The sequence below is a fragment of the Richelia sinica FACHB-800 genome (assembly GCF_014698825.1).
Lineage (GTDB): Bacteria > Cyanobacteriota > Cyanobacteriia > Cyanobacteriales > Nostocaceae > FACHB-800.
In genome coordinates, this window is sequence record NZ_JACJTT010000012.1 from 103,708 (window position 1) to 124,087 (window position 20,380).

14 protein-coding genes, 1 tRNA gene and 1 pseudogene are annotated in these 20,380 nt (G+C 37.7%); 9 read left to right on the forward strand and 7 right to left on the reverse strand.

The genetic code is table 11. The features are described from left to right. Positions 1-181: 181 nt before the first annotated feature. The 5 genes from H6G73_RS11305 (at position 182) to H6G73_RS11325 (ending at position 7,152) form a co-directional block, all read left to right on the forward strand. The gene (locus tag H6G73_RS11305) at positions 182-1,285 is read left to right on the forward strand and encodes a murein hydrolase activator EnvC family protein (RefSeq protein ID WP_190604418.1); all 1,104 of its coding nucleotides are present in this window, start codon (positions 182-184) and stop codon (positions 1,283-1,285) included. Between the two features lie 46 nt (positions 1,286-1,331). Continuing rightward, positions 1,332-1,404: transfer RNA gene (locus tag H6G73_RS11310), tRNA-Arg, on the forward strand. A gap of 455 nt (positions 1,405-1,859) precedes the next feature. Further along, positions 1,860-6,209: a hypothetical protein gene (locus H6G73_RS11315; protein WP_190604384.1), complete on the forward strand. Its 4,350-nt coding sequence runs from the start codon at positions 1,860-1,862 to the stop codon at positions 6,207-6,209. Positions 6,210-6,346: 137 nt separating this feature from the next. Next, positions 6,347-6,496, forward strand: coding sequence for a hypothetical protein (locus H6G73_RS11320; RefSeq protein ID WP_190604386.1), 150 nt, complete (start codon positions 6,347-6,349; stop codon positions 6,494-6,496). Positions 6,497-6,657: 161 nt separating this feature from the next. Then, positions 6,658-7,152, forward strand: a complete 495-nt coding sequence (locus H6G73_RS11325; protein WP_190604387.1) for a hypothetical protein — start codon at positions 6,658-6,660, stop codon at positions 7,150-7,152. A 156-nt stretch (positions 7,153-7,308) separates the two neighbouring features. Here H6G73_RS11325 and H6G73_RS24400 read toward each other — a convergent pair whose 3' ends face one another. Continuing rightward, positions 7,309-7,467 (reverse strand): hypothetical protein, encoded by a 159-nt coding sequence (locus tag H6G73_RS24400; protein ID WP_242034171.1) that lies wholly within the window; start codon positions 7,465-7,467, stop codon positions 7,309-7,311. Between H6G73_RS24400 and H6G73_RS11330 the strand changes: the two genes are divergently transcribed. Together H6G73_RS11330 and H6G73_RS11335 are read left to right on the forward strand one after the other, a co-directional pair. Next, entirely contained in the window at positions 7,439-7,960 is a 522-nt protein-coding gene (locus tag H6G73_RS11330; RefSeq protein ID WP_242034168.1) for a glyoxalase-like domain protein, read from the forward strand. The genes H6G73_RS24400 and H6G73_RS11330 overlap by 29 nt on opposite strands. Before the next feature lie 267 nt (positions 7,961-8,227). After that, positions 8,228-9,586: a cytochrome P450 gene (locus H6G73_RS11335; RefSeq protein WP_190604390.1), complete on the forward strand. Its 1,359-nt coding sequence runs from the start codon at positions 8,228-8,230 to the stop codon at positions 9,584-9,586. Between the two features lie 66 nt (positions 9,587-9,652). Here H6G73_RS11335 and H6G73_RS11340 read toward each other — a convergent pair whose 3' ends face one another. The 3 genes from H6G73_RS11340 to H6G73_RS11350 form a co-directional block, all read right to left on the reverse strand. Further along, positions 9,653-11,140, reverse strand: a complete 1,488-nt coding sequence (locus H6G73_RS11340) for a carotenoid oxygenase family protein (protein WP_190604392.1) — start codon at positions 11,138-11,140, stop codon at positions 9,653-9,655. A gap of 20 nt (positions 11,141-11,160) precedes the next feature. Then, complete coding sequence (locus tag H6G73_RS11345) at positions 11,161-12,510, reverse strand: folate/biopterin family MFS transporter (RefSeq protein WP_190604395.1); 1,350 nt, start codon at positions 12,508-12,510, stop codon at positions 11,161-11,163. A 369-nt stretch (positions 12,511-12,879) separates the two neighbouring features. Continuing rightward, positions 12,880-13,068: a hypothetical protein gene (locus tag H6G73_RS11350; RefSeq protein WP_190604397.1), complete on the reverse strand. Its 189-nt coding sequence runs from the start codon at positions 13,066-13,068 to the stop codon at positions 12,880-12,882. Between the two features lie 843 nt (positions 13,069-13,911). On the opposite strand from H6G73_RS11350, the gene xth reads away from it, so the two are divergent. Continuing rightward, complete coding sequence (gene xth / locus H6G73_RS11355; protein ID WP_190604399.1) at positions 13,912-14,694, forward strand: exodeoxyribonuclease III; 783 nt, start codon at positions 13,912-13,914, stop codon at positions 14,692-14,694. Positions 14,695-14,779: 85 nt separating this feature from the next. Here the strand turns inward: xth and uvrB are convergent, their stop codons facing one another. Then, positions 14,780-16,777, reverse strand: coding sequence for an excinuclease ABC subunit UvrB (gene uvrB / locus H6G73_RS11360; protein WP_190604401.1), 1,998 nt, complete (start codon positions 16,775-16,777; stop codon positions 14,780-14,782). 220 nt (positions 16,778-16,997) lie between these two features. On the opposite strand from uvrB, the gene H6G73_RS11365 reads away from it, so the two are divergent. Next, positions 16,998-17,432 (forward strand): hypothetical protein, encoded by a 435-nt coding sequence (locus H6G73_RS11365; RefSeq protein ID WP_190604419.1) that lies wholly within the window; start codon positions 16,998-17,000, stop codon positions 17,430-17,432. A 172-nt stretch (positions 17,433-17,604) separates the two neighbouring features. On the opposite strand, the gene H6G73_RS24975 is transcribed toward H6G73_RS11365, so the two are convergent. Next, positions 17,605-20,019, reverse strand: a complete 2,415-nt coding sequence (locus H6G73_RS24975; protein ID WP_190604404.1) for a beta strand repeat-containing protein — start codon at positions 20,017-20,019, stop codon at positions 17,605-17,607. 18 nt (positions 20,020-20,037) lie between these two features. After that, positions 20,038-20,250 (reverse strand): annotated as a pseudogene (locus H6G73_RS25105) (hypothetical protein); the annotation flags it as partial. Positions 20,251-20,380 lie beyond the last annotated feature (130 nt).

Here is a 20,380-nt window from a genome sequence, read left to right on the forward strand (position 1 = left end):
CAAATACTTGGCAGACAAGTTTAATTAGTAACACAGTTGAGTGGGTAAAGCGGATTTTGGCAAAAATTCTGATATTCTTTGGCACTATTGGTTAAGTAAATTTGCCAAGATAATCATTGCATTTTGGGCACGTCAAAAAATAGTTTGGTTGGGTCTGATAGCTGTCTGTACTTTGTGGGTAATGACAGCTTCATTTGTAACTGCTAATACCGTAGACAACCTCCGCCAACAGCAGCAGCAAATAAATCAGGAACGTGAGAATATAGTCAATGAACGCGATCGCCTCACCAACTTACAAACAGCAGCCCAACAACGTCTAACTGGTTTAAACCAAAATCTGCAAACAACCAATAGTCAAATACAAGACAGTGACGCTAGATTAAACTTTGCTACCGCACGTCTGCAAAAATTAGCAACCGATGTGAGCAAAGCAGAACAGTCCTATCAGCAACAGCAATTTGCAGTAGTAGCCCGATTACGATTTTTGCAACGTTCTCCAGCATCCCAAGGATGGGCAGTTTTATTACAAAGCCAAAATATCAGCGATTTTATCAGCCGTCGCCATCAATTAAAGTTAGTTTATCAAGCAGACCAGAAAATATTAGCCAATCTGTCAGCCCAAGCAAATGCCCTAATACAGCAAAAAACGGCATTAGAAGCCCAAAAAAATGAAATAGCCTTAATTAGAGAACAATTATTAGCCCAAAAGGCAGATTATCAAAATCAGGCACAACTACAAGCAGAATTAGTACAACGGCTAAATAGCGATCGCTTGGCCTTAGAAGCAGCCCAAAACCAACTAGAAAAAGACTCCCAAAACCTAGAGACCTTAATTCAACAAAAGATAGCAGAACAACAAGCCAAAACTAACAGCAAAACCAATAGCGTGTTAATTCGTGGTACTGGCTTATTAGCTTATCCTAGCGATGCACCTCCTAGCAGTCCCTTTGGTTGGCGAATCCATCCCATTCTGGGCTATCGGCGCTTTCATGCGGGCTTAGACTTTGCTGCTAGTTATGGTAGTATGATCCGCGCTGCCGACTCAGGGACAGTCATATTTGCCGGCTGGTATGGAGGTTATGGCAAAGCTGTAATTATCGATCATGGTCAAGGCATAACCACCCTATATGGTCATTCCAGCGAACTCTATGTAGCCGAAGGACAAACAGTACAAAAAGGACAAGCGATCGCTGCTGTAGGTTCCACAGGCCTATCCACAGGCCCCCACCTGCATTTTGAAGTTCGCCGCGATGGTACACCAGTTGACCCAGCCGATTATTTATAATTGAAAATAAACCAAAATTTGTGTTATACTAGTCTAGTGTATATTTGGGCGCGTGGCTCAGTGGATAGAGCAACAGATTCCGGTTCTGTGGGTCGGGGGTTCAAATCCCTCCGCGCTCGTTGAATAATATAGATAAACAAATTATTGTCCCCGTTGACAGATTATTTATCATCTATCAACGATGTCGTTATCAAATTATTTGTTGAATACAATATGTTTGTATGAGAACTACTTTCTGTAAAATAGTTCTTTCGATATTTGGTGGTCATTAAATGTGCATGAAATGAAACTCTTGTAGAGACGTTACGATGGAATATCTCTAGTTTATTTTCATCAGATGTCTTTTATGCAAGAAACTTATTTTCACAAACAGGGAAGCGTCTCAATTGAAAGGTTGTACCCTTCACAAAATTCAGTCGCATCTACTCATTTTTAAATACAGAAACCCTGTGATTTATGTATGCTTAAAGTTTATATATCGAATTTTCAATATATAACTATATTTGAAAAATATATGCCAAACAACTAGTTATAATCAATAAAATTAATACACTTTAAATTTTAATTAAAGCTGATGCTAGAAATTAACTTTCAACATATCCGTCCTTATCATGGTGGCTTGACAGACGCATTTGAAGAATTATGCTGTCAAATATTTCACCGACTGTCTGATAATTCAATTCCAAACTTTCAACCACCACAAGGAAGCCAATTTCAACGTTTTCGTGGTGCAGGTGGTGATGGTGGAGTTGAGGCAATTTGGATTTTACCCAATGGTGATAAGTGGGGACTTCAATCTAAATATTTTCAAAAAGATAAATTAGAAACTTCTGAATTTAATCAAATGGGAAATTCACTGGAAACGGCAGTGAAGAATCATCCTGAAATTACCCGATACATTTACTGTATTCCATTTGATCCTACAGGAAAAAAAGCAGAAGGTAAGCTAGGAGAAAGTCAAACCGAAAAACTTGAAAAATGGAAAGAAGCTCAACTAGAAAAATTGCGTATTGGTAATGTCTTAGCTTTTACAATAATTCTCCTTGTGCTTATAAAGAGTGGGTTATATGAAGAATGCCAAAAATTGAAATATAATAAAATTAATCTTTCTATTGAATTTTGGACAGAACATGAATTAAGAGATTATTTACTTTCTGTAGATAAAGGAGGTGGTTTACGTCGCTATTGGTTTGACCACGAAGTGATGACAAATGACTGGCTTCAGCAACGATTAAATGATGCTAAAGTTCAAGCAGGTAAGCGTTATTCTCCAAAACTTTCGGTAAATGTTCCTGCTTTTGATGCTTTGGAGGCTTTTGCTCGTCAGAATGCGTGGAAAGAACAAGTAGATAAGTATTTGCAAGAATTTAATGAAAATATTCAAAGATGGCATAGTCATGTCAAAAATGTAAATGAATTACCAGAAAATAGCCATCAAATAGTCGAAAGTATTACAGAAGAGATTATTTCACTAAACTCTATTTTAAGTCAAGATATTTATCCTCAATCTTCTAATGATTCAAAGAAAGTAATATTACAAGCTGTGAATCTAATAGAAAACATAATACAAGTAGAAAAAATATTTTTTAATGAATTTATAGAAAAACATGGTGAGAATGCAGATAATCCACTGTTTAGACAATTTCATGCTGAATATCAGTGTGATTTTCCTGCCGCAAAGTTAGATACATCTCGTGATTTACTGAAGTGTTTATATAAAATTGAGCAATGGATAAATAGTCCAGAATTTATTTTACCTAGAAGTCAATTTATGTTGCTTCGTGGCTGTGCTGGAGTTGGTAAAACCCACGCTATTGTGGATCATGCCCTACATATTAATAAAACAGGACAAATATCTTTAGTATTTTATGGTGAAGATTTTACTGGAGATGAACCTTGGAAGATTATTATTAATAAATTGGGTTTATCTAGCAATATAAGCAGAGATGAACTGTGGGGAATGATTGATTCCGCAGCCGAAGCAACAGAAAAACCCGCAATTATTTATATTGATGCACTTAATGAATCACCAGAAAGACGAAGATGGAAAACATCTTGGTTAGCACCTCTTCGTCAACAAATTACTAACTTTCCAAGACTGAAATTATGTGTATCATGTCGTGATACTTATTTAGATGAAGTATTTAATAATAGAAGTGAATGGGTTGAGTTTGAACATAACGGTTTTCTTGGACGTGAGTTTGATGCAATTAAGCAATTTTTTCAATTTTATGAGTTAGAAATACCAGCTACGCCATTATTACAATCAGAGTTTGCTAATCCTTTATTTTTACATTTAGTTTGTCAAGCCATAGAAGGACTTGAATCTAAAATATTACCTCTTGGTACTATTGGATTTACTGACGTTTTACGTTTATTGCTTGAGGAAAAAAATAAACGAGTATCAGAAGTATGTCGTTATGATAACAGAGATGACAATGTTACTAAAGCTGTTAATGCTTTAGCCAAAAAAATGGCTGAAGAAAAAACTAGACTACTTTCAAGAGAAACAGCACAGAAAATTGTTGATGATATATTTTCTGTTGAGGATAGTGAGCGTTCACTATTTATTCAATTAGAAAAAGAAGGTTTAATTGCTCTTATTGAACAAAAAACTAGACCTCTTGCACCCAAACAATGGTTTTGTCGCTTTACATTCGAGCGTGTAGCCGACTTTTTGATAGCGTTATTTTTATTAGAAGAAATAGAAGTTAATCAACTTAATAATACAAATCCTAATGAAATACAATCAATTGATGAACTAAGAAATATTATTATCAATAATTTTGGCAATAAAACCTTAAATGACAATCAAGGTTTACTAGAAGCACTTTCGATTATTTTACCTGAAAAATTTAACGTTGAACTCATTGATATTATTAATGATAATACCAATATAGATATAGATCGTTATAAACTTTTGACAATTATTGCTTCTGGATTGCAATGGCGTACTATTGAAAGTCTTTCTGAAAGAACTGAAGAGTTAATTTATGGAGGTTTATATAATTCTAATTGTTCTCCAACAATCTTAGATTCTCTTTTTGGAATTGCTGTAATTCCAAATCATCCACTTAATGCTGAATTTATTAATAATTTACTAGAAAAACAGGATTTGACCACTAGAGATCCATTTTGGTGTGCTTCGCTTTACGAAGATTTTGAGAAGCAAAAAGGGGCTTGGCGTTTAATTGAATGGTCACTAAAAGCAGATTTATCTTCATTTAGCGAAGAAAGTAGTGGTTTATGGGCATTGTTTTTAAGTTGGTGTTGTGCTGCTTCAGATAGAAGAATTAGAGATAGAGCAACTAAAGGTTTAACCAGGCTTTTCATTAGTCATCCTAGTATTATTAAAATCACTCTAATTCGATTTTTTGATATTGACGATGATTATGTTTTAGAAAGAGTTAGTTTAGCTGCTTATAGTTCAATCTTGGTTATAGATGATAATGCTTTAATTAAAGATATTGCCACTATAATTTATGCTAAAATTTTTGATATAGGTAATATTCCTGAAAATGCCCTTATTCGTGACTGCCTAAGATTAATTATTGAATTAGCTCATAGTCGTAATCTATTAAATAATACTATTGATACCAATAAATTTAGACCTCCTTACAACAGTCAACCTATTCAAATTCCTTCAGAAGAAGAAATTGCTAATTTAATAAAGCAAGATGCTTTTAAAAGGAATATGACTCTTGACGAGTCTCTTTCTGATTTTGCTAAATATACCATACCTAGTGTTCTTTGTTATTATAATCTTGAACCTGTAGTAATAAATCACAAGCAAATCCATCGCTGGTTTATTAAAACTGTTTCTGAATTAGGTTATCCAGGTTTTAATGAACAGTGCTACAAGTATGATCGCTATATTTTAGGTAAATATGGTAGAGGAAGAAGCAGAGAAACTTGGGCTGAAAGACTTGGAGAAAAGTATTATTGGATTTTATTGCATCGTTTAGCAGGAATTTTAGCAGATCACTTTCCCAGGAAAATAAATTCATGGTACAGAGAGCCTGTTCTTCCCAGATTAGAGGGTATAAACTTACGGGATATAGATCCAACTGATTTAAGAGCTTTTTCTCCGCAAATAGAAATTAATACGGAATGGTATCAACCTGTTAATTATGATTTTGATATTACAGAAAATTTAAGTCATGATCAATGGGCAGAATTAAAAGATTTTCCAAATTTAACAGACATAGTAGAAGTCACTGATAACAAAAATGAAAAGTGGATTCATTTATCACTTTATTCTTCATTAGAAAAAGTTATTTCTAATAAAAAAAATGCAAAATATCCCCATCGAAATTTAACCACTTTAATTAATACGGCTTTTGTACCGTATTCAGACATCAAAAATATTAAGACCGAACTATCTAAGAATAAATTTATTGATGATTTAATGATTCGACGTGACAACAAATTATTGATATTAGAGTACCCGAACACTATCGCTTGTAATCAACGTTTTGAAATTAGAGAAATAAACTTAGAATGTGAAGTACCAGGTACAGAAAAGGCGGAAATCACAATGATTCAGATTTTGAGGGGGCAGGATTGGGATTATGATTGTAGTCAAGACGAATATTCTGAAAATATTAATGTCCCTGCACCAGATTTAATCAATCTTGGGAACTTAAAATGGGATGGTCAATCTAGTTGGTTAGATGATTCTAAAACTAGTCAGATTACTGAAATATCTACAGGAATTGGTTCTGGTCTCTTGATTAAATGTGCTTATCTGAAAAACTTTCTTCAAGCTTCTTCGTTGGCTTTAGTTTTTATTGGATTTCAAAAAAAATTCGTAATTAATAAGCAATTTTCGGGAGCTGCTAATATTCATGAACTTAGAACTGTATACATTTTTGATGGTCAAAACATTATTAATGCTTACAAAATCCATAAAAATATAGACTAATAGTCTGAAATCTTAATACTTATACCGTTTCTTCATGAAGCGGCGCTTAATTTCTTTCATTCTTTCTTTGTGTCCTTTCCTTCGGAACGTCTTCGACGAACGTGCCTTCGTGGTTCGTTATATAATTTGGCGCGTCTATGGCTACGCCACGCAAGCTATCATCCAGAATTGGTATTAGACACTCAAATGCTTTTATCGCTGTTACTATTTATTCGGCTGATACTCAACGCAAATCCTTTCATCTGCTATTATCAGCCGAAAGAAATAGTGTAAAAAATATTCTCTAGCGTCGGATACATCACAATCTTCCCTTTTACACGCTAGTATTTTCAATATTTGTAGAAATACAAGGCTGATACCGTATTTCTGCTCAATCAAAATATCTATGAGGATTTTAGCTCCGCACAATACCGATAAAAAACCAATAATATTTGGGAGCTTTGGTAAAATGTCATCCTTAAAATCCACCTTCATCCAACATTTAGATATTTCCTCATCTCAGCTAGAAAATATTCTCTCATTATCACTGAATGACCTACTAAAATCACCGCAATTGCAACAAGAACTCAATAGTCTCAATATCAAAATACTCAAAGCAACCTTACCAACTTGTGGAGCAGTATTAGCTCAAGAACTACCACCTTTTTACCATTGGTTAAAAAACGAACTAGGAGTCAAGCGCGTTCCTGATACACCAGACCACACAACAAAATGGGTAATTGGTTTTGTAAATAATCAGGAAAGTCTCACTCGCTTAGTTGAGTTACACCGTCAAGTTCCTCGTCCAGCTTTAGAAGCATCCATCCCTCGATTAGTAGATATGTTTGCAGGTGTTGAAGATGAGCAAACCAGACAAGAATGGCAAAAAGCCATTGCTGTTCTGTGTTTAGTTCTAGTTGTTGCATCTCGTGAACAAGAACGCTTGAATTTAGCAGCTTCCTAAAAATTTCCAAATTTATCGCTTAAATCCTCCATATTCTCATCGTAAGCAGATTTAGCACTGTTTTCAGCCTCTTGTAGCCATATCTAGCTTTGAGGTAGGAAATCACCAGGAGTCATACCACTTGAGTATTGATAAACTAGAAAATAAGACTTTATGTTAGTCTTTATCGACAATACTAAAAGCGGCTCCCTTATACAATCTTTGTTTGTTCATGGTTATAGCAGCTAATTTTTTCTCTCTCCTGCTCAGTCCTCTTAGCTTAGGCTCGTTCTTACCTTCCCTGCCATTGGATAGCCTTTTTTCTACCCAAGGCATTATGATCCTCTTGCTGGCAGCTTATGCTGGTGCAATGTGGATGTTCCTCACCAGCGCCCCTAAAGTCTATACTGTGATGGTTTCAGACTTAGAAATTGCTAGACAGCTGTATGAAGGCTTGCTAGACTTGCCCGCAGCAGAAGTACCTTTGCACTATTACTACAACTACGAACAAACCATAGGTGCAACAGGGATAGACCCGCTTTATATGTCCACTAGTCCCAGTTGGTCAAACCGAACAATGAATAATGCCAATGATGGACTGTGGTATCAATTAAAGAAAAATACTCAATTACACATTATCACTGGTGCAAGTTTAGGCAATAAAAATCAGCAACGCCATGTCTGTTTTGATCACGAGTGCTTAGAACTAATTTTATTACGGGTGGAAACTAGAGGTTTAAAATTCAAAATTCGTAACCACAAGCCTTTAAATTTTTTAGTTAAAGACTACGATGATCGTGTCATCGAAATGGCAGAAGTAACTGGTTAGAGCTAGATAAGGTGTTGGACTTGCATATTTTCTAAAATTACAACTCTTGTGGGGTGGGCCGAACAGCCCACCCTGGTTATGTAGATTAAAGGTTTATCAGCTTATTAGATACTCTCATATCTTCAGTTGCGTGGGTGAGCATTGCTGCTCACCCTTATGTGTTTAAATGTAACTTGTTGCATCAAGTTTATGAACCTTGATGAATAACTCATCTGTCATCATTTTGTTGGTCACATAATTACCTGGTCAGTTTTACCCGCATTTTGTATGAAAAATACCAATCATCAGTTACCTTTACCTCCTGGCAACTTCGGGTTGCCTTTCCTGGGAGAAACAATTGCGTTTTTGCGTGATCCAGATTTTGTCACTAAGCGACAAAAAAAATACGGTAATGTATTTAAAACCAATTTATTTGGACTGCCAACCATCATGATGTTGGGAGCAGATGCTAATCGCTTTATATTTAGCCAAGAAAATCAGAATTTTGTCATTAAATGGATTGATAGTGCTTTAGTTTTACTTGGTTCTGCATCTTTAGTCACCCAAACAGGTACTACTCATCAAAAAAGACGCAAATTATTATCACAAGCTTTTCAACCGCGAGCGTTAGCAAGTTATTTGCCATCAATGGTAGAAATTAGTAATCTCTATTTGCAGAGATGGGAAAAAATGGGTCAATTAACATGGTACCCAGAAATAAGAAACTATACTTTTGATGTAGCCTGTAAACTACTAGTAGGAACAGACGTTAATAATGACACTCATTTTGCTGAATTATTTGAAGAATGGTGTAATGGTCTATTGACTCTGCCCATTCGTTTACCTGGGACTAAATTTAGTAAGGCTTTAAAAGCCAGGGAAAAATTATTAGCAAAGATTGAAGATATCATTCGGCAACGTCAACAACAACCCAGTTCAGGACAGGATGTTTTGGGTTTGTTGTTAAATGCAAAGGATGAAGACGGTAGTAATTTAAGTATAGAAGAACTCAAAGACCAACTTCTGACTTTATTATTTGCTGGGCATGAAACCTTAACTTCTGCATTAACTTCTTTTTGTTTGTTATTAGCGCAAAATCCAGAAATTTTAGCCGCAGCGAGGGAAGAACAAGAGCAAATAGGTTGTGAAGGTGAACTAACATCTGAAACTCTACAAAAAATGACTTACCTAGACCAAGTTCTCAAGGAAGTTTTACGATTTATTCCTCCAGTAGGTGGTGGATTTCGTTCAGTAATTCAAACTTGTGAATTTAATGGTTATTCCATTCCTCAAGGTTGGTCTGTGATGTATCAGGTAGTTACAACCCATCAAGACCAGAGTATATATAAAAATCCTGAAACTTTTGATCCACAAAGGTTTAGTGTTGATAGGGCTGAGGATAAATCTAAGCCTTTTAGTTACGTTACCTTTGGTGGTGGAGTGAGAGAATGTTTAGGAAAAGAGTTTGCTAAATTGGAGATGAAAATATTTGCTGCGTTGTTATTGCGTGGTTATGAATGGGAACTTGTCCCAGGACAAAATTTAGATATAACAATGATACCTTTAGCTCATCCCTGTGATGGTTTAAAGGTTTATTTCCGTCCCAGAGTTCAGCTTCCCAATGAATTGGAAACATCGAGAATCTGAATAATTTCATAAAAATCACTTTGTTGGGTTGCATTGTTTATCAACCCAACCTAAAGGACGAAATTTTTAAACAAACTTCTCAGGGGTAAAACTCCCATGTAGACCATAGGGAATATGATGTTTTAGATGTAGTTTTGCCACAGCACCTTGGGAAAAATCACTAGCATCTAAAATTACTACATCGGAACGATGATGAGCCGCATCATAAACTAAAAATAATAACCAACCATCATCTTCCTGTTGAGAATTGGGTCGGGGGACAAAAATCGGCTCACCCACAAAACCCCTTGGTGCAGCACTCCAAACTTGTGTGGTTTGAGAGTCTAAATCTACTTTCATAATTGCTTGTAAAGGAGCATTCCCTGTTTCATGATGAGCCGCACCGATATATAAATAACGGTATGCTCTACCTACTTTGTCTGGGTGAATTGTGGGAAACTCACAAGCACGACTATTAATTAATTGGTGCTGGACTGTATTTTCTTGTAAATTCAGGTCAAACCGCCATAGTTGTCCTGGTGCATTAGCTTCAAAGTTAGTTTGGCGATAATCACTGTCTGGTTCTACATCTGTGAGTGATTTGTAGCAAATAGAATCAACAATAATTTCATGTCCTACTTCAAAAGCATTGACGTGGTGGAAAATAAATCCAGATTGAGTTTCCAGAATTTTTATTTCTTTCGATTCTGGATGACGAGGAATGACGATAATACGAGTAGGTTGATTATTTTGGAAATTAATACATTGTCCTGCACTTTTCAAGCCTAAAGCAAATGGTATGGGGTTAAATTTAACAGGATTTTGGAAAAGGATGCAGTAATTGGGGGTAATAACAAAATCGTGGATAAAACAGAAGCCAGGAACGTGATGAATTTTTTTTCTGATGATTTCCCCAGCCGAGTTTAACTCAAAGATTGTAATTTTCGTCGATAGTCCTGGTTGGATGGAAAAGTTAACTAGACATGGTGCACCATTGTCTTGGTTACAACTGGGGTCAAGACGAGGATGGGCACTAAAAGCTTCACCTGCTGCTAAAACTCCATGGAAATATTCGTTGCCTGTGGTTTCTAAGGTGTGGGGGTCAAGACGATAAGGTTCAGATGCTTCCCATAATGCTAATAGTTTTTTACCCCAATAAATAACGTTGGTATTGGCAATATGTTTAATTTTGAAATCAAAAATATTAGCTAACCAACCACCTGGTTTTTCTGTCCCAAAAACCCCACGATAAAGAATTTTTCCAGCTTTTTTCTCTGCTAAATAGCCGGGTGTTTGAACAAACCGATTACGGAAATGAGCACGACCGTTATCAAAAGTAATGCGGCTAATCATCCCATCACCATCAAAGGGATGATGTAGTCTTTGTCCATTGATATCTAATAAACCAGGCCCGTTTCTAAACAATGTACCTTGTAATTCTGAGGGAATTTCGCCTTCTATATCATCAATCCAATAATCAAATTCTTCCTTCAGTGATTCGTATCCTTTTTGCCAGTCTTCACGAGTGTAGGATTTTTCTAAATCAATATTTGTTGGATTGGGAGATATTTGCATGTGTTTGAAAAAATGGAATTCTAATTAGTGATTAAGTCAGGATTATTATCTGCTTCATTCTCTGGTAGCCAGGTAATGAATAACATCGGCAGTATAGAACAGATGTTAATGATAATAACTAAAAGCCACAGATAATCAAAGTTAGTTTCTGTAATACCCAGCCCTTGCATGATTAATGCACCGATGAATTTAGAAATTGTGCCTCCTAAATTAAAGATGGACATTAACAGTGCAAATAGGGTTGCCTCTAATCCCAAGGGGCAGATTCTAGCCGCTAATACCATAATGGGCATAAAGGCAATTTGCCCCATTGCTGCCAGGACTAAACTATCTCCTAAAATGAACCAATGGTCATCAATACCTATGGTTCTATTGGTATGGGTTACTAACAATAACATCGTCATTCTTAAGGCAGCAGAGATGAGAATACTCCAGCCGCAAATGACTCTGAAGGGTATGGTTTTTAAGAAACGTTGGAAAATCCAAATACCAATTAAGGAGGCAATACTATTAAAGAAATTAACTCTCCCTAAAAATTCTGGTTGAAAATGCAGATCGTTGGTGAAGAAGAAGAAAAATGCGGAATCTGCACTAGGAGTAGACTGCCAAATAAATATAAATGCTGTGGGTATCCAAATAGCTTTTTGTGTAAAGGATTGACGAATTTGGATGATTTGATTTTTCCAGTCGCCAACTGTTGGTTGGGAAGGTTCTTTATCTGGGCTGTTAACTGATTTTTCAGAAATTAAAAATGCAACTAAGGAAACGATTAAGGGAAAAAAGGCAGTGAATAAAAATACTGTGCGGGTGGTGAAATGTTCTAAGAGGAAACCGCTAAAATAAGCTGTGAGCAACCCGCCTATGGCATTAGCACCCCAAGAGAGGGATTGAAGAGAACCTGCTTTAGCTTGGGATTCGGATCTAGCTCTTTCGACTACGAGGGAGTCAACGATGACATCGCTGAAAGCCACAGAAAGGGAACTCATAGCGATCGCTATTGTCGCCCCTAAACTACTATGGACTATAGTGGCTAAACTTAACCATGCGCCAGTACCCAACAGCCCAGATAAAACTAGATAAGGTCTTCTCCGATAACCAAGTATTGGCAAACCATCGGAAATAAAACCAAATACAGGCTTAATCATCCAAGGCAGGGCTACTATCCCTAGCAATGCTGATACTTCTGCTGGACTTAGCCCTAATTCATCTTTCAGGAAAAAGCTTACGGCTAGACGGGCTAACCCTAATATCCCTTGGACTAAATAGACAGCTAGAATAGCAATTAACTCTGTACTCGGTTCATGACCTAAGAGAATCTGTTTAGTTACTGAGTCTTTGACTTTGGACAAGCCAGAGGAGTTGATCAGCATTTGATAAACATTTGTTAATTTTTGTCTCTTTATCTATCATACCGAGATTTATGGCAGAAAACTTGGGGAAAGATGACAGAAGATAATTGCATCAGCATTTTTGGCACAGGCAGTGGGACGGTGAAAAATTAGCAAATGGGAATTTAGGTCTTGTCTAAGAGAGACAATATGAGCTTTTGAACATTGAATCTGTCATCATAATCAACTTCTCCGATCATTAAAGATGGGTTTTCTACCACCCTTTCATAGAGAGTCTATAGAACCTCTCGATTTTTGCGGAGATGTCTAATTATCAATAAGGATAAAATCTTTGGGCACAGCCTTTTCCCCAGAAGTGCTTCTGTCACCGTCACCACCACTAAATTTTCATCAGGAATTCACCGGAGTCTGGTTAGTTCCCACTCCAGTATTACGGCTTTCTAAATTAGATAAACGGGTCAGGCTTAATTGTGGTACTTCTTGTCGGCACGACAGGCAGAACCAATATAGTTCCCCATGACGGACATGACGCAAGATGGAACCACCGCAACATGGGCAGGTGTTGGCTCTCATGCTCATACCAATGTCCTCCTGAAAAAAGTTAATTTGACAGAAAAAAATTATTAGTGACAACAACTAAGTATCAACGTCATCATCTAATTCTCATGGAAATTAGAGAATTGATGACAAATGTTGTGTAATATGATCCCTCGCTCAACGAGGACAGGTATTTGTATGTACTCCCCTGACAGTACAATTAACCTCAATGAGTCATAGATTTATGTGCTTTTTATTTGCATAAATTAGGTTAGGCGAGACGACCCAGACCCAAAACTTTTATGTTTTTAAGCAATATGCAATTAAAGTTACAACACCTGATCCTCATCATTGTGGTTAACATTTTTATCAAATCAATATTAAATTTTAGATTTAATGATCATCAGTAGGAGTCGAATACTTAGAAACCAAAGATGGTGTTTAATCATCATGGATGTCTAGGTTCTTCTTGATCCCCCTGGGGCATTAAAAGCTAACAATCTTTTTTTGTTAAGGAGGATGGAGGAAGATGATTCACTATTTGATACAATAAACCAATTGTAAAACATCCTCTTCAACTATATCTAAAGATTTAATAATTTTATCTACCTTTAGATTCATAATTAATAAAGAATTTCTGTATCCTTAATCACAAAATAACCTGATTGGTAGCTACAAATACTAAAATATTTAATCACTCAGCGCAATTACTAGTGGCGAGAATGCTTCCCTAGTAATATTAGTCATACCATTGGGGATCTTAAATTGGTGATTGTCAAATGTAGATTAACAGCAATTTTCACAATTTTATATGTCGCAATAATTTTTAATCAAATCCTATAACCCATGGATATGATAAGTATTCACACTGACATAAAATGAATAATGAAAATTGCTACTTGGAACGTTAACTCCATTCGTACTCGCTTAGAACATGTCATAAACTGGTTAAATCAAAATCCAGTCGATGTACTCTGTTTACAGGAAACTAAAGTCATAGATGCAGACTTTCCTCGTCAACCCATAGAAAAACTAGGCTATCATCTTTACATCTCCGGGCAAAAAGCTTACAACGGTGTAGCATTAATTAGCCGTCAACCTTTGACAGATGTCAGTGCAGGTTTTTGCGCCTTTTTACCAAACCTAGATCCAGAAATAGACCAACAAAAGCGGGTCATTACTGGAGTGTTAGGAGATGTGCGAATTATCAATCTTTATGTTCCCAATGGTTCTGCGGTGGGAAATGAAAAGTATGAATATAAGTTACGCTGGCTGAAGGTCTTACGTGAATACTTGCAAGCAATTTTGAAATCAGATGCAGCTATTTGTATGTGTGGTGACTTTAATATTGCCTTAGAAGACAAAGATATTCATGACCAGGTAAAAATTGACAATCATATTATGGCATCAGTCCCAGAACGCCAAGCTTTACAAGATGTTCTATCACTGGGTTTTGCTGATGCTTTTCGCAAGTTTACCGCAGAAGGTGGTCATTTTAGCTGGTGGGATTATCGTACATCTGCATTTAAGCGTAATTTAGGCTGGCGAATTGATCATCATTATTTGACATCGGCTCTATATGAACGGGCTAAGAACTGTATTATTGATGTTGAACCACGAAAATTAACCCAGCCTAGTGATCATACACCAGTAATTGTGGAGTTTTAAGGAAAATAAGCCTTTGTGCCTTGGGATGAGGCATAAGGGTGAAGCAATAGGCTTCACCCCTACTTTAATGGTGAAGAGGATTGCATTAACGTCCAATCATTTTATCTCGCAGATGTTTAATGCGATCGCGTAATTTCGCTGCTTCTTCAAACTCCAGATTCTTGGCAGCTTCCTTCATCTGGGTTTCTAACAAAGTAATCAATCCCGGAATCTCTTCTAACGGTAGTTCATCCATGTGTTCATCTACCGTTTTTAAATCTGTACTGTTCAACCGTCTTGATACTTCTAAAAACGATAAAATGGCATTACTCGACCTTTTAACGATTGGCTGGGGTGTAATTCCGTGCATTCGATTATAAGCTATTTGAATTCCTCTCCGTCTATCTGTTTCCTCAATAGCCTTAATCATGCTGTCGGTTAAATTATCAGCATACAAAATTGCTTGTCCCCGCACATGACGCGCAGCCCGTCCAATAGTTTGAATTAAAGAACGTTCTGCCCGCAAGAAACCTTCTTTATCTGCGTCCATAATGGCTACCAGAGAAACTTCCGGTAAATCCAAACCTTCCCGCAGTAAATTTACACCTACCAACACATCAAAGTTACCTTCTCGCAAATCTTGTAAAATTTCGATTCTCTGAATTGAGTTAATTTCTGAATGTAAATATCTAACTTTCACTCCCTTATCTTCTAAATATTCTGTTAAATCTTCCGCCATCCGCTTTGTTAAAGTAGTAATAATGGTTCTTTCTTGGCGGTCAATTCTATCTCTTATTTCTCCCAATAAATCATCAATTTGACCTTCAGTAGGACGGATAAAAATTTCTGGATCAACTACACCAGTAGGACGAATAATTTGTTCAATTATATTATCTTCAGAAACTTCTAATTCCCAATTGCCCGGAGTTGCCGACACAAAAATACATTGATTAACTTTTTGCCAAAATTCCTCAGCTTTTAAAGGACGATTATCAGCCGCACTGGGAAGACGAAAACCATGGTCAATTAAAACTTTCTTCCTGGCTTGGTCACCGTTGTACATGCCCCGAATTTGGGGAACAGTCACATGTGATTCATCAATCACTAATAACCAATCTTTGGGAAAATAATCAATTAAACACTCTGGTGGTTCTCCGGCTTTTCTACCTGCTAAATGCCGGGAATAGTTTTCTACCCCGTTGCAATAACCCACTTCCCCCAGCATTTCTAAGTCGTAGCGAGTGCGCTGGTCAATCCGTTGTGCTTCTACTAATTTACCTGCTGACTCTAAATCTAACTTCTGTTGTTTTAATTCAGTGGCAATATCTTCGCAAGCTGCTTCTAAACGTTCTTCGGGAGTAACAAAGTGACGCGCTGGATAAATATTAACTGCTTCTAGACTACTAATAATTTCCCCCGTTACAGGGTCAATGTAGCGAATCGCGTCGATTTCATCTCCAAAAAATTCTACGCGAATAATTCTATCTTCGTAGGCCGGGCCAATTTCTAACACATCACCTCGGACGCGAAACTTGCCTCGACCCATTTCTAAATCGTTCCGACTGTATTGGACTGATGTTAAATCCCGCAAAACCTGACGTTGGTCAACTTCCATACCAATTTTGAGAGGAATTGCCGCTTTGAGGTATTCCGAAGGTATCCCCAAACCGTAAATACAGCTAATGGAAGCCACAACAATCACATCCCGACGTTCAAACAGGGAACGGGTAGCAGAATGACGTAACATATCAATTTCGTCATTAATCGCTGCGGTTTTCTCAATATAGGTATCAGTGACAGGAATATAAGCTTCTGGCTGATAGTAATCGTAATAGCTGACAAAATACTCAACGGCGTTTTTGGGGAAGAACTCCCGCAACTCGTTACACAACTGTGCAGCTAGGGTTTTATTATGGGCTAAGACTAAAGTCGGTTTTCCCACTTTCTCAATCACTGCGGCAATAGAAAAGGTCTTACCTGTTCCCGTCGCACCCAATAGGGTTTGGTAACGATGACCCCCTTGTACACTTTTTACCAGTTGAGCGATCGCTTGCGGTTGATCACCTGTAGGAACAAAAGGCGCTTGCAGACTAAATTCAGCCATACACTTGTACTATAAAACCCTATTCTATCTTAGAGCTTTTTGTGTATCATGTCTTCAAAATACGTTACATATAGCTACACTTAATATTTACTTATGTATCTGTTTTAAAGAAACTTATATATATATGAGGTTTTTTAAGGTTACACTTGCATACATAGGGAAAAATATATCTTTCCCTAGTTATTGTAAAATTTACTTAACAAACCATAACTGTTAGTTTATCAATATTAACAGCACTGGGAAAGCAATAAATTTTCGCCACAAGCGTACCAAGCTAAAGGGAGAAACATCGGTGGAAGCTGAAAATAATCAAAACACTGTAAATACAGAGACAGAAAACCAAGGGAAAATTGTAGTTGCTGGAGTCCGTCCCATCGCTAGTAGTGACTTACAAGTGGCGGAAACAGTGTCCATTGCTGGTATCCGTCCCATTTCTGCTAGTAATTTGCAAGTCGTTGAGACAATTAACATCATGGGTATTCGTCCCATCAGTGCCAATACAATCAAAGTAGTTGATAGTATTAACCTTTCTGGTATTCGTCCTATCGCTTCGAGTTCACTAGTAATTTCTAGCAATTACTCTATTATGGGTAACCGTCCCGTAGCATCAAATACCATTGATGACTCCGATAGTTTGATGGGTTTTATCGACTAAATCAAATTTTTATCCTCATACTTCAATTCACCCGGTTAGTTAATAACACCGGGTTTTTTGCTTAAATGAATGAAATATATATTAAAACTCCAAATATTCATTGAATGAGAGCGATCGCATCTCCAGTTTCCCAAAAATGCGATCGCTCTTTAAAACTTATGTCTTCAAAGCATTAGAACACAATATTCGCAGCACTGAAGGCACCTGTGATTGCTGTAAAATTGATTTCGAGATCGCTTGTATCGAACACACCGTTGGCATTTAAATCAACTCGGAGCTGATTGCCTAAGAAAATGGCTTGATTACTAATTCCTCCGGTTGTAAAACCACCACCAGCATTGAACGAACCAATACCGCCAGTGATAGCGTTGAGAATAATCTTTTCCCCATTAGTAGCATCAAAATCTGCGATCCTATCACCAGAGTTAAAACGTGAGTCGCTTTGAGCATTAAAGACAAAACTATCTACACCACCACCACCAATGAGTGTATCTCTGCCAGCACTACCAACAATTCTGTCGTCACTATTAGTACCGTTAATTGTGTCATTACCGTTACCCCCATTCAACTCGAAAGTATCAGGATTGTTGAGAACAGTGACATTAGCGAAATTCAGTGTGTCGTTGCCCCCCGTTCCTATGACTTTAACATTGGTCTTACCGTTGATATCAATCTGATCAACACCATTATTAAAACCAGAGGCTAGTCCAATAATTGTACCATCGGCTTCTGCCAGGATAGTGCTAATACCAGATCCGTTGTTAAAGCTATCAAAGCCATTACTAGTGCCGTCATAGACGAAAGTAACAGTTTGGCTACCTGCGATGAGATTGTCATTGCCAGCACCACCCCGAATTTTCATACTGCTGAGATGAGAGGCAATCACCGTATCATTACCACTACTAGCATCAACCTCCGCAATGTTGGTCAGCGTGGTGTTGCTGAAATTGAGGGTGTTACTGCCAGTAGAGTCTTTAATGATGGTGTCACCACTGCTATGTCCTAAAAACTCCTCCACACCATTTTGATAACCAATTACACCAATGACAGTACCAGCAGTTGTTGCTTGGACAATTGAGGTGCCTGTACCATTAGTAAAGCTATCAAAGCCATTACTAGTACCGTCATAGACGAAAGTAACAGTTTGGCTACCTGCGATGAGATTGTCATTGCCAGCACCACCCCGAATTTTCATACTGCTGAGATGAGAGGCAATCACCGTATCATTACCACTACTAGCATCAACCTCCGCAATGTTGGTCAGCGTGGTGTTGCTGAAATTGAGGGTGTTACTGCCAGTAGAGTCTTTAATGATGGTGTCACCACTGCTATGTCCTAAAAACTCCTCCACACCATTTTGATAACCAATTACACCAATGACAGTACCAGCAGTTGTTGCTTGGACAATTGAGGTGCCTGTACCATTAGTAAAGGTGTCAAAGCCATTACTAGTGCCGTCATAGACGAAAGTAACAGTTTGGCTACCTGCGGTGAGATTGTCATTGCCAGCACCACCCCGAATTTTCATACTGCTAAGATGAGAGGCAATCACCGTATCAATACCACTACTAGCATCAACCTCTGCAATGTTGGTCAGCGTGGTGTTGCTGAAATTGAGGGTGTTACTGCCAGTAGAGTCTTTAATGATGGTGTCACCATTGCTATGTCCTAAAAACTCCTCCACACCATTTTGATAACCAATTACACCAACGACTGTCCCAGCAGTTGTTGCTTGGACAATTGAGGTGCCTGTACCATTAGTAAAGGTGTCAAAGCCATTACTAGTGCCGTCATAGACGAAAGTAACAGTTTGGCTACCTGCGGTGAGATTGTCATTGCCAGCACCACCCCGAATTTTCATACTGCTAAGATGAGAGGCAATCACCGTATCAATACCACTACTAGCATCAACCTCTGCAATGTTGGTCAGCGTGGTGTTGCTGAAATTGAGGGTGTTACTGCCAGTAGAGTCTTTAATGATGGTGTCACCATTGCTATGTCCTAAAAACTCCTCCACACCATTTTGATAACCAATTACACCAACGACTGTCCCAGCAGTTGTTGCTTGGACAATTGAGGTGCCTGTACCATTAGTAAAGGTGTCAAAGCCATTACTAGTGCCGTCATAGACGAAAGTAACAGTTTGGCTACCTGCGGTGAAATTGTCATTGCCAGCACCACCCCGAATTTGCATATTGCTGATGTTAGAGGCGATTATCGTATCATTACCACCATTGGCGTTGACTTCGGCTATGTTTGTCAGCTTTGTGTTGCTGAAGTTTAAGATGTTGCCACCAGTGACATCTTTAATGACAGTATCACCACTGCTATGACCGACAAACTCCTCCACGCCATTTTGATAACCTATTACACCAATGACAGTACCAGCAGTTTCTGCAACTACAGTGTCATAACCGTCATCACCAAAGAAAGTATCAAAACCATCACCAATACCTGATACCAAAAAAGTATCATTACCGCCCCCACCATACATAATGTCATTGCCAGCACCACCACGAATTATGTCATGGTCGTTAACTCCACCACTGGCAGGGTTAAGGGTAGGAATCGTAGCTGTACTGCCCACACCAGAAACGCCATCACCTTGATAGCCATAGATGACATCATTACCTCTTTTACCGTCAATGATGTTGATTGTATTAGTACCAACAATTACTTCACTAGAGTTAGTGCCATTGATAGTCGTGGGTGATTGGACTGTGATGATTTGATTAGCACTGCTGATATTTCCCGCATCATCCTTAGCTACCCAAGTACGGGTGATGGTAGAAGAAACGGTCGTATCGGAGAAGGTGATATCAACATTTAGGTCTAGGTTATCTTATATCTTGCACCGGGAAATATGAATGTTAATTCCTTGACTAAGTAAGAAAGAACGCCTTCGCTCAAGATGAAGTAAAAAGGAAAACAAAAGGAATTGTGGAAAG